This is a genomic window from Photorhabdus antumapuensis, from assembly GCF_020387775.1.
Lineage (GTDB): Bacteria > Pseudomonadota > Gammaproteobacteria > Enterobacterales > Enterobacteriaceae > Photorhabdus > Photorhabdus antumapuensis.
The window spans coordinates 85374-97436 of record NZ_JAHZMK010000012.1 but is presented as its reverse complement, the minus strand read 5'-3'; the positions used below and the strand labels follow the sequence as shown (position 1 = coordinate 97436).

8 protein-coding genes are annotated in these 12063 nt (G+C 42.1%); 3 read left to right on the top strand and 5 right to left on the bottom strand.

What is annotated here, in order from left to right:
• Window positions 1–894: 894 nt before the first annotated feature.
• Window positions 895–1506: a LysE family translocator gene (locus KZ793_RS03925; RefSeq protein WP_225813697.1), complete on the top strand. Its 612-nt coding sequence runs from the start codon at window positions 895–897 to the stop codon at window positions 1504–1506.
• 423 nt (window positions 1507–1929) lie between these two features.
• Here the strand turns inward: KZ793_RS03925 and ybaL are convergent, their stop codons facing one another.
• Window positions 1930–3636, bottom strand: a complete 1707-nt coding sequence (gene ybaL / locus KZ793_RS03920) for a YbaL family putative K(+) efflux transporter (protein WP_225813696.1) — start codon at window positions 3634–3636, stop codon at window positions 1930–1932.
• A gap of 241 nt (window positions 3637–3877) precedes the next feature.
• On the bottom strand, window positions 3878–5095 hold the full coding sequence (locus KZ793_RS03915; RefSeq protein ID WP_225813694.1) for an MFS transporter: 1218 nt from the start codon (window positions 5093–5095) through the stop codon (window positions 3878–3880).
• A 253-nt stretch (window positions 5096–5348) separates the two neighbouring features.
• On the opposite strand from KZ793_RS03915, the gene ushA reads away from it, so the two are divergent.
• On the top strand, window positions 5349–7007 hold the full coding sequence (gene ushA, locus KZ793_RS03910) for a bifunctional UDP-sugar hydrolase/5'-nucleotidase UshA (RefSeq protein WP_225813692.1): 1659 nt from the start codon (window positions 5349–5351) through the stop codon (window positions 7005–7007).
• Window positions 7008–7068: 61 nt separating this feature from the next.
• On the opposite strand, the gene ybaK is transcribed toward ushA, so the two are convergent.
• Both ybaK and KZ793_RS03900 read right to left on the bottom strand, forming a co-directional pair.
• A complete protein-coding gene (gene ybaK / locus KZ793_RS03905) occupies window positions 7069–7545 on the bottom strand; it encodes a Cys-tRNA(Pro)/Cys-tRNA(Cys) deacylase YbaK (protein WP_225813691.1) in 477 nt (158 codons plus the stop codon).
• A gap of 198 nt (window positions 7546–7743) precedes the next feature.
• A complete protein-coding gene (locus KZ793_RS03900) occupies window positions 7744–8556 on the bottom strand; it encodes a TraB/GumN family protein (RefSeq protein ID WP_225813690.1) in 813 nt (270 codons plus the stop codon).
• A gap of 109 nt (window positions 8557–8665) precedes the next feature.
• Here KZ793_RS03900 and KZ793_RS03895 point away from each other — a divergent pair, with 109 nt between their 5' ends.
• Window positions 8666–8983, top strand: coding sequence for a type II toxin-antitoxin system PrlF family antitoxin (locus KZ793_RS03895; protein ID WP_225813689.1), 318 nt, complete (start codon window positions 8666–8668; stop codon window positions 8981–8983).
• 218 nt (window positions 8984–9201) lie between these two features.
• Here KZ793_RS03895 and copA read toward each other — a convergent pair whose 3' ends face one another.
• Window positions 9202–11937 (bottom strand): copper-exporting P-type ATPase CopA, encoded by a 2736-nt coding sequence (gene copA / locus KZ793_RS03890; protein WP_225813687.1) that lies wholly within the window; start codon window positions 11935–11937, stop codon window positions 9202–9204.
• Between the last annotated feature and the right edge of the window lie 126 nt (window positions 11938–12063).

Sequence of the window (12063 nt, the reverse complement as noted above, 5' to 3'; positions counted from 1 at the left end):
TAGATAACGATGTGACTGGGGTAAGTGAGTGCAGCCAACAAAGAGGCAACATTGAAAGATAACGGGTATAGATGTCGTTAGTATTACCAACACTAATCATTCTGATTTAATTATTTCTCTAATTTTTCTATTTATTTTAGGAGGGATTAGATAAAGGATGATTTTGAACTAAAATCACAATTTTTAAAAATCTTGGAACTGAGTTTTCAATTGTTGATTCTACTAATTATAATCAAGATGATTGGCTAGAAAACATTCCTTCATTAGTAATATGTTGAAATGATATTCTTTATATATTGAAATGATATTGCCCATATATAGAAATGATATTAGTTATACATGGATTGGAGCTGCTATATTTTAGGAATATTCCCCAGGTTGATATGGAATTTCATATTTTTTTATAGTATTGATATATGGATTAGTGTTTTCTGATGCTAATTTAGATAGCGAAACTTTGGCGATGATTGATAACTAAGAAGGATCATTTAGCGAAATACTTTTTGTTTTCTGTAATTATTTTATTTTGTTGCCTATATTAGGAAAGATTTTTTGTATCTTTTATTACTGAATTGGAGTTGTACCTAATAGATTTCGAGTTGCATCGCGACGGCAAGGGAGCGAATCTCCGGGAGCATAGATAACTATGTGACCGGGGTGAGTGAGTGCAGCCAACAAAGAGGCAGCTTGAAAGATAACGGGTATATTGAGATTACTAACATTTAGAGAAAAGACGAACCTAATAGCTATTAAGTGAAAGTAATGGTATTTAATGACCGTAACTTATTATTGTTAATTTAAAGAGAAGGAGGGGCATGATGAAATTGTTTACTAAAAATTTCCTATTATATTTCAAATGATTAATTATTATGCATAACAGCCATTGAGGATACTATGAATAGTTACTACGATTATATAAGAATTGCCAGTATGGTGAGTATGGTCCTAATTATGCCAGGACCAACAAATACTCTTTTGGTATCATCTGGATATTCACATGGTTTTATTAGTACACTCAGGCTGATATTGGCTGAGGCATTTGGTTATATAACAGCAATTAGTTTGTGGGGATTATTTTTATCCACAGCCTCGCACACTTTTGTGTGGTCACTGGTCGCCTTAAAGGTTTGCGCTTCGACATACATTGCTTATCTAGCCTTGAAAGTTTGGCATTTCTCATTAGACAAAAACAGGGCGAAAGTCCATTTTGTCACGGTATTATTTACCACACTGTTGAATCCTAAGGCTTTTGTGTTTGCTACATATGTATTTCCTCTTACTGCATTTACTTTGTGGTCAGAATACATTCCATGCATGACAGTTTTTGTTTGTGCGTTATTACCCGTTTCCCTGATTTGGGTTGGGGTTGGGAAAATACTATGTATAGAAAAGTTAGCAAAAGGGAGTTTAAAACCTGATTTGTTTTATCGTCTTGCTTCTTTAGTGTTATGTGTTTTCTCAGTCTCAATGTTTTACACGTCAATGAAAGGTGTTTTATATCTTTAACGTAATGAAATGTTTGATATTGCGATCTTCCTATTAATTGGCTTTTTCATGAGGCTAATGGTGATTGAAGGTGGCTGAAATTGTGTAGAGTGTCTTTATTTTAATTGGGTAAATACCATGATCATGTTAAGTAACGCTAAAAATTTAATGCATGGTATTTACCTTCCCTATTAATGAAAAACATTTACCTCAATGAGTTGCTGAATCTTGTTTTGAATGGGCTAAGGATTAATTGATAATCCGATTGATTTTTGTTGTATAGAATTGAATAGCTACTTTAGCTGAAAGTTTTGTTCCCTCTGAGCTGCCCTTATCATTGGTAGTTAAAGTGATAAGAACGGCTCGTATGGTTCATTATTGAATAGAAGGGAACACCCTACTCGGTAATGAATAGGGAATTATTCCATCAACAGTCGCTTTTCCTCAAAGTAATGGCGAAAAGGACGAGGCAGGGGGAGGTTCAGTCGGATAGCCTTGCTCACTGTTGGCTAATACACTTGCCATTGTTTTGGCAATTTCATGCTCACCAATAATGACGTGGCTAGCCCCACGCTCCGTGATATAGGTAACTTCATCGTCATAGTCAGCTCGGACAATGATATTAATATCTGGGCGTACTTCTCTTGCACAGGCGACAATCTCACCCGCTTCATAGCCATTAGGAATAGTCAGTAGGAGGGAGCAGGCGCAATCCAAGCGTGCCAGTGACATAATATCTTTGCTGGCAGCGTTGCCCATGACCGCACTGATACCTTGTTCACCGAGTTCCTCAAATTTGGCTCTGGTGTTTTCAATAACAACCAGAGGGATCCCTTTTTCCTGCAAGCGTTGGCATAGCAAGCTGCCGATACGCCCGTAGCCGACAACGATAGTGTGACCGCAGATATCGACAGGAATTTGCGTCTCTTCTTCCAACGTTTCTTCCAATAACTGCTCTTCAATCGTTTCTGTTTTTTCCAGATAGCGATCCAACAGGCTAAATAGAACTGGGTTTAGCATAATAGAAACAATCGCGCCCGCCAGAACAAGGTTACGGGCATTTCCATCAAGCAGGCCGAGTGCAACTCCAAGACCAGCCAGAATAAAGGCAAATTCACCGATTTGCGCCAGACTGACTGAAATCGTCAATGCGGTCCGGCGTGAGTGGCCGAACATCTTTACGAGTAACATTGCAGCGGCGGACTTACCAATAATAATGATTGCCAGCGTTGCCAGTATCGATAGGGGTTGTTGAATGAGGACCATTGGGTCGAACAGCATGCCAACAGAAACGAAGAATAATACGGCGAAAGCATCTCTGAGTGGCAGCGTATCCTGGGCGGCACGGTGGCTTAGTTCTGATTCGTTTAATACCATACCGGCGAAGAACGCCCCTAGTGCGAATGAGGCATCAAACAGAGCAACGGCACCGTAGGCGATACCCAAGGCGATAACCAACACAGCAAGGGTAAATAGTTCCCTGGAGCCGGTACTCGCAGTTTTTGCCAGTACCCACGGGATTAGACGGCGGCCAACAACAATCATCAGCAAGATAAAAGCGATAACTTTGCCGACTGTCATGGAGAGTTCCATAATTAACTGCCCGATATTGGCATCTTTATTACCAAGAATACCAGCAGCCGCGGGCAGTAATACCAGAGTCAGCACCATCGCCAGATCTTCGACAATCAGCCAGCCAATAGCTATTTGACCTCGCTGGCTATCGATCAGTTGGCGCTCTTCTAGCGCTCGTAACAGAACAACAGTACTGGCGGTTGATAGACAGAGGCCAAAGACGATACCGCTGAATAATTCCCAACCCAGTATTGCTGATAGCCCTACTCCGAGTAATGTCGCGACCAGTATTTGTGCAATAGCACCGGGGATAGCAATGGATTTTACTGCTAGCAGATCTTTGAGTGAAAAATGCAGTCCGACACCAAACATCAATAAGATGACACCAATTTCTGCCAATTCGGGGGCCAGTGATGCATCAGCGACAAAACCAGGAGTGAAAGGACCAGCGAGTACTCCCGCAGTAAGATAACCAACCAGCGGTGAGATTTTCAGGCGTTGTGCCAGCATACCAAGCAGATAAGCGATAAAGAACCCGCCAACGATAGTGGTGATAAGTGGTGTCGAGTGCTCCATTAAGACTCCTTCTTGCTGAGGCTAGTAAATAGCATAGTGAAGAGGTAGGTGTAACTGTATTTTATAGATAATTCGAGGTAAATTCGCTAAAAAAATGAATAAAACATCAAAAAATATGGGTTGAAAGGATTAAATTACCCGTAACAGGTATTTGTGTTGTTCTATTTGAATATTTATGAGGTAAATAAGCACTATTCCCACATAAAAAGTAAATTTTATGTGGGGTTGTATGGTGATTTTTCTAGTTATTATCTTCTATATTAGGTAATAAAGCGGTAAATATGCCAAGTAACGGTAGAAAAGCACAAATCTGATAAACCAGTTCAATACTTGTTCTGTCCGCAATATCACCAAGTACCGCTGCGCCAATACCTCCCATACCAAAAGCTAGCCCGAAAAACAGGCCGGATACCATCCCTGTTTTACCTGGAATAAGTTCCTGAGCGTATACCAGGATTGCAGAGAACGCAGATGCCAGAATCACACCAATAATCACTGATAGAATACTTGTCCAATACAGAGAAGCGTAAGGCAGAACTAATGTAAAAGGTGCAACTCCAAGGATAGATATCCAGATAACATACTTTCTGCCGATCTTATCACCAAGCGGTCCACCAATAATGGTTCCTGCTGCAACTGCGAATAAAAAAATAAACAGGTGAAACTGGGCGCTTTGTACGGAAATGCCAAATTTGTGTATTAAGTAAAAAGTATAATAGCTACTGATACTGGTGAGATAAAAATATTTGGAAAATATTAAGATTAGCAAAATAGCCAAGGAGCCTATCACGGTTTTTCTTGATAAAACTTTGGCGGCAACGTCAGTTTTAGCTTGATTTTTCTTGATGTAATTCTGAGCGTTATACCATTTACTGATCTGTAGCAGCACGATGATACCCAGTAATGCTGCCAAAGAGAACCAGCCAACGTTGCCTCTGCCATAGGGAGCAATAAATAGAGCAGCTAGCAAGGGCCCAAGGGAGCTGCCAAAATTACCGCCGACTTGAAAAAGAGATTGGGCTAAGCCGTGGCGACCACCGGATGCCATACGTGCAACGCGCGATGATTCCGGGTGGAATACCGAAGAACCTGTTCCGATTAATGCAGATGCTAATAGAATTAACGGGAAATTGTTGGCATAGGCCAGCAGTAATAGACCGGATAAGGTGAAACTCATCCCAATGGGTAATGAATAGGGTTGTGGATGTTTATCAGTATAGAGACCTATCAGTGGTTGTAATAAAGAGGCAGTAATCTGATAGGTCAGTGTGATCATGCCGATTTGCACAAAACTTAGGTTGAATTCTAATTGTAGTAAAGGATAAATCGCCAGAATCAGCGATTGGATCATATCGTTCAATAAGTGTGAGATACTGATTGCACCAAGAATAGTAAAAACGGTATTTCTGGTTTTTCTTGGGTGAGATGGAACTATGGTGGTATTGCTTTGTTCGCTCATATTAGCTGCCAACCTGTCTTAATCAATAGTCAGTATATTGGTTATTTGTTGAATTTTAATACATATTAGGCAGAGAGTTGATTTTTTACTATCTTGGATATAGTTTTATAGTACTCTCGCAAAGACGAAACAAAACATGTTCTAATAACTGCATAACATAACCTGTCTCAAGAAATGATCAATTTATCCCGCCTTGTTAGCTTTTAAAGCTGTTTTTGCATGGCAATTCACTAAAAAAGCATGGAGATATACCATGAAACTCTCGTTCAAGACCTCAGCTTGTGCTTTGGTTGTATCTATAGCACTACTTCCAGCAATCGCAAATGCATGGGAGAAGGATAAAACCTATGACATTACCATTTTGCACACTAATGACCATCATGGTCATTTTTGGCATAACGATTATGGTGAGTATGGTTTAGCCGCTCAAAAAACGGTAGTTGATGAAATCCGTCAGGAGGTCGTAAAAAAAGGGGGTAGTGTGTTGCTGCTTTCCGGCGGAGATATTAATACCGGTGTACCAGAGTCTGATCTGCAAAATGCTGAACCTGATTTTAAAGGCATGAACTTGGTGGGCTATGATGCAATGGCGTTAGGTAACCATGAGTTTGATAATCCTCTGTCAATACTGCGTCAACAGGAAAAATGGGCAACTTTTCCATTTCTGGCTGCCAATATTTACCAGACAAGCACCGGTAAACGTTTGTTCAAGCCTTATACCATTTTCGATAAACAGGGTGTGAAAATTGCAGTTATTGGCCTGACGACTGATGATACGGCGAAAATCGGTAACCCGGCTAATTTTCCTGATGTTCAATTTCGTGTTCCTGCTACAGAAGCCAAAATGGTTGTTGAAGAACTAAAGAGAGATGAAAAGCCAGATGTGATTATTGCCGCAACCCATATGGGGCACTATGACAATGGTAATCATGGTTCTAATGCACCGGGTGATGTTGAAATGGCTCGTAGTTTGCCTGCGGGCTACCTTGATATGATTGTCGGTGGTCACTCACAAGATCCGGTCTGTATGTTTGCGGAAAATAAAAATTATAAGCAGATCGATTATGTGCCAGGAACCCCATGTTCGCCGGATCGTCAGAATGGCACTTGGATTGTTCAGGCTCATGAATGGGGTAAATATGTTGGTCGTGCTGACTTCCAGTTCCGTAATGGTGAATTAAAGTTGACTCACTATCAGTTGATCCCTATTAACCTCAAAAAGAGAGTGCAGAAGGAAGACGGTTCGACTGAGCGTGTTTACTATACTCACGAAATTGCCCAAAATCCGGAAATGATGCAACTGTTGACGCCGTATCAGAATAAAGGTGATAAACAGCTTGGCGTAAAAGTGGGTTCTGTTGAGGGTAAATTGGAAGGTGATCGCAACAGAGTTCGTTTTATTCAGACTAATATGGCTCATGTTGTTCTTTCTGCCATGATGGAACGCGCGGGTGCTGATTTTGCGATTATGAGTGGTGGTGGTATTCGTGATTCGATTGAATCAGGTGATATCACTTATAAAGATGTATTGAAAGTACACCCATTTGCCAACACATTGGTTTACGTTGATATGAAAGGCAGCGAAGTTGAACAATATTTGGCGGCGATTGCTAATATGAAAGTTGACTCTGGTGCTTATGCACAGTTTGTGAATGTTAGCCTGATTGCTGATGGAAAAGGTGTTAAAGAGGTAAAAATCGGTGGAAAGCCACTAGAGCCAAATAAAACCTACCGCATGGCAATGCTTGACTTTAATGCTATCGGTGGTGATGGCTATCCACGTGTTGATAATTATCCAGCCTATGTCAACACCGGTTTTGTTGATGCAGAAGTTTTGAAAGACTATATCGAGAAGCATTCACCACTGAAAGCGACTGATTATGAGCCAAAGGGTGAAATTACTTATCAATAATCCCTGACAGAATGATAAATCGAAAGGGCTGCAATTTTGGCAGCCCTTTTTGAGTAATAATTTAAGTTTTTGCAATATCAGCGAAATTGCCTCTCATCAACCGACAGAGATCAGACGACGCCAATTCAATATCTAACCCTCGTTTACCACCAGAGACAAATATCGTTGGGAACTGTTGCGCCTGGTTATCAATAACCGTTGGTAAGTGTTTTTTCTGTCCTAACGGACTGATCCCGCCGACGAGATACCCTGTTACTTTTTGGGCGATTTGGGGATCAGCCATCTCTGCTTTTTTGACTTTAAAAACTTTGGCGACCTTTTTTAAATCCAGTTCACTTGAAACGGGGGTGACGGCTACCACCAAATTTTTAGCTTCACCATTAAGTGCAACCAGCAAAGTTTTGAATACTTGCTTGGCATTGAGTCTTAATTTCCTCACTGCTTCATCACCAAAGTTATGCTCATTTGTGTCGTGTTCATAGGTATGAAGAGTAAAGATGACTTTCTGTTTCTCTAACAAAATGATCGCAGGTGTCATGATTTCATTACATAGGATAATTTTGTAATTAAGGATAACGGATGAAATGGAATGATGGAATTGATAATCTAACTATGGTTCTGTTGCTTGTATACAAACAGGTAATATCCCGAACTAAGAATAACGAAAATGACAGGTTATTCCTCTTTGATTGGTTAATACTTCTTTGACTGGGTCAATAGTAATATTGGCCTTTTTTTAATCCTGTTCTTCTGCCAACATCTGAGGTAAATTCCCTTCACCGTACAGATGCAAAGCACCAACAGCGACAAGATATCGACCGGTAGGTAATTCCCGTAAACGCTTATTCCATCGTTTATTACGTTCAGTCATCAATAGTTGGTATATCTCTTTACTGAAAGTTGTTGGTAAAACATGTTCTTGTTGTTCAGGTTGATAGTCCATCCACCAACTGATCATTGTTTGTAAAGCGCGGGCATTTGCGTGCCAATGGGTTAATGTATCTTCCAGTAGTGGCAGGCCGTTATTGGGAATTTGATTAAGTAAATTAATTTGTGATTCAGTACCTTCTAGTTCAATAATCGTTTTCCCTTGAGCTTTGGCTGCATTCAGTAGCTGATAATCGATACCGTAGTGGGGATGCAATCCAAGGTTTTGTGCTTGTCCAGCTTGTAAAATTAAAGCGATTTGCCATGAGGGTAATAAATTGAGGAATTCTTCCTGCTGTTGGATTTCATTGCAGCAGTCTTGAAAATTCTGATACATTTCAGAAGATAAACGTTGTTCGATACGGTGATATGATTGAAATTCATCATGAAATGGGGAGTCTGCTTGAATAATATCTGCTTCCACGATTAATGTATCGGATAGATTAAGTTGTTCTATCAATATTTCCGAAAGTGGGAACATATTTTTCGTACCCATATGAATACTACCTACCAGATGCAAATGTCTATCACCTGCCAGTGTAATATCGTGAGCGGGATAGGGATAACGGTGGGAAGGTTTTATGCCCAATATATTGGTAAGGTGTTTAATCAGTCGTCCCATTTGTATTCCGGTTTAGCATTTATATTTTTAAGGTGACTATCTTCAGGTTAATATTATAGCTGTATTTCTGCTGTATCTTTATTTATTTCCATAGAATTGGAGATTTGCGGTGGCATCTATCTATGAACTTGCAACATTGAATTCCAAAGGTCAGATAACAATACCTAGGTCTATCCGCCAGGCATTAGGCATTGATACAGGTAGTAAGCTGGCCTTTGAATTGCGTAATGGTGAGGTAGTTGTGACTCGTGTAGAAGTTGAACACGAAGATCCTGTCATTGGGGCATTCCTTGATCTACTGTCTGCGGACATTCAAGTAGGGCATCATGTAAGTGGTTTACCTAAGGAACTAGACAAGGCTATGCAGGACAATGCTAGTCACGTTATTGAACTGAATAAAAATATTGACGGAGATGTGGTGATTTGAGGCAGTGATATGGGTGAACACGGTTGTATCACTCATTGAAGCTGCATGATGCAGTAAAAAAGCGACCCTGACAGATTGAGAACAATGTTAACGTCAAGATGCTAAGCGCTTTGGCCGTTCATTTGTGAGTGAGAATGGGAGAAATGTAGAGTGCGATTATCGATACCGTATTTTTACAATCCCCCCAACAGCACCAAAGCAGATTCATTTCTTGAGGTTTAGGATTTAGGCTTAAACCTCAGTAATCGATTAGCATTACTCACTACCGTAATTGAAGAAAGCGCCATTGCTGCACCTGCTACCACTGGATCTAACAGGGTTCCAGTAAAGGGATAGAGCACACCAGCGGCGATCGGAATCCCCAATGTGTTGTAGATAAATGCGCCCAATAGGTTCTGTTTCATATTGCACAGAGTGCCTTTGGATAGTTCAACCGCATCAGCCACACCATGTAGACTATGGCGCATCAGTGTTATTGCTGCGGTTTCAATGGCAATATCACTACCCCCTCCCATTGCAATGCCCACATCAGCTTGCGCTAAGGCAGGCGCATCGTTAATACCATCCCCCACCATAGCAACCTTGCGACCTGCTGCTTGCAGTTTCTGAATAGCCTCAGCTTTGCCATCAGGCAATACACCCGCAATCACTTGATCAATACCTGCTTCTTTTGCAATCGCATTGGCAGTCACCGGGTTATCACCGGTCAACATCACTAAACGGTAGCCCAGGTGATGTAATCTTTCTAATGCGGTTAGGGTATCTTCACGCAGTGGATCGCGAATTGATAGCACGGCGGCAACTTTGTTTTCTGCTGCCAGAATAACCGGTGTGATGCCTTTTTCTGCCTGTTGCGCAATTAGCGGTTTTAATTCCTGCGTATTAACTTGATTTTGTTCTAGCCATGCTTGATTACCTAGCAACAATGTTGTGCCATTCACTTCACCACTGATACCGAGTCCAGCTAGAGTGCGGAATTGTTCAACTTGCGGTAGCGCCAGTCCTGCGGTTTTGGCAAGAATGGCTTTAGCTAATGGATGGTTAGAACCTTTTTCCAGTGCACCCGCCCAACGCAATACCTCTTGTTCACTGTACCCATTAAAAGTATGGATATCAGTCACTTGAGGCATGCCTTCCGTCAGCGTACCGGTTTTATCGAAAACAATGGTATCCAGTGTGCTAGCTTGTTGCAGCGCATCGGCATCCCGAACCAGTACCCCAAATTCTGCCGCTCGGCCGACACCAGAGATAATTGACATAGGGGTTGCCAACCCAAGGGCACAGGGACAGGCAATAATCAGCACCGTGGTAATAATAACCAATGAATACATGATCTGTGGTGCTGGGCCTACCAGATACCAAATAGCACCCGCAATCAGGGCAATCGCGACAACAACGGGAACAAACACAGAGGAAATTTTATCCGCTAACTGACCAATTTCTGGCTTACTACTTTGTGCCTGACGGACCAGCTTAATAATTCGTGCTAATGTTGTCTGGCTGCCAACTGCGGCGGCGGTAAACAGCACTGTACCGTCTTGCACTGTCGTACCGGCATGGATGTTATCGCCTTTGGATTTTTGCTGTGGAATCGGCTCGCCGGTGAGCATTGCCTCATCTATCCAAACTTCACCTTGAATGATTTCACCATCAACAGGGACACGATCACCGGTTGTCAGACGTAACGTCATGCCGGGTTTGACGTCAGCCAATCGCATCTCTTTTTCGCCATCTTCTGTCACCACGCGGGCAGTCGGTGGTGTCAGATCCAGCAGACGTTCCAGTGCTTTTGAAGAGCGCTGACGGGCACGTTGTTCCAGAGCATGACCTAGGTTTATCAGACCGATAATCATCGCGCTGGCTTCATAATAGAGATGACGGGCTTGTGGTGGAAAACTATCTGGCCATAGGTTGACACTGATGGAGTAAAACCAAGCTGCGCCGGTTCCCAATGCCACTAATGTGTCCATTGTCGCACTACCATTTTTCAGGCTTTGCCACGCATTACGATAGAAGTGACTACCGGCAAAAATCATCACGGCAAGCGTGATAACGCCAATAGTCAGCCAGATATAATGGTTTTCAGGTGTGAGCATCATATTATCGCCCATCATGCCCCACACCATCACTGGAATACCGACGACCAATGCTAATGCTGACTGCCAACGAAAACGGCGCATATTAGCGTCAGAAACTTGTTGTTGGCGTTCACGCCGCTCAGTTTCGTCCTGAATCAGTTCTGCGCCATACCCGGCTTTTTCTACTGCTTTAATCAGTGCCTCCGATAAGGCACTACCGGTAATTAAAGCGCTGCGTTCAGCAAGATTCACTCTGGCATTTTCCACGCCATCAACACTTTGTAATGCTTTCTGAACTTTATTCACACAGCTAGCGCAAGTCATGCCATTCAACAACAATTGGATGCTCTCATCGTTATCACTCACAACGGAGGCATCCGTTTTTTCGACCGGAACGGAGGAGATTGCCGCTGCCAAAGGTTCCGGTCTGTTTGAAGCAGGTAATGCCAGCGGCTCAGATTTTGGGGAGTTTTGACCAGAAGTCAGTTTTGCGTGGTAACCCGCTTGCTCAACGGCGGCAATCAAGGTATCGGCATCGGCTTTACCGTAAACTTTAGCTGTTTCAATATTCACTTCTGCGGCAATAACGCCATCTACGGCTTCCAGCGCTTTACGTGTTTTACCTGCACAATGCAGGCAATTCAGGCCAGAAAGCGCCAGTTCAACATCAGGCTGGTTGGCGATTATCGCGTCGTAACCGGCTGCTTGAATTGTTTCAATTAGTGATTCAGCAGAGGCTTCGCCGGTTATTTTGGCATAATCAATCGTAATATCTGCCTGTTCCACATCTGCACGATTTGCTAGTGCCTTTTTCACACCGTTAACACAGTGCATACAGGAGAGTCCCTGCAAGGTTAAAATAGTTGTGTGTGACATAAAAAAACCTCCTAACACATAGTGATGTAATTATTCTTCACATCGGTATGATAATTGATGATGATATCTACACAGTTCAAGTGAATTTCTGACTTGCTGCGAAGGTTAAACCTTCCCACAAGGGTA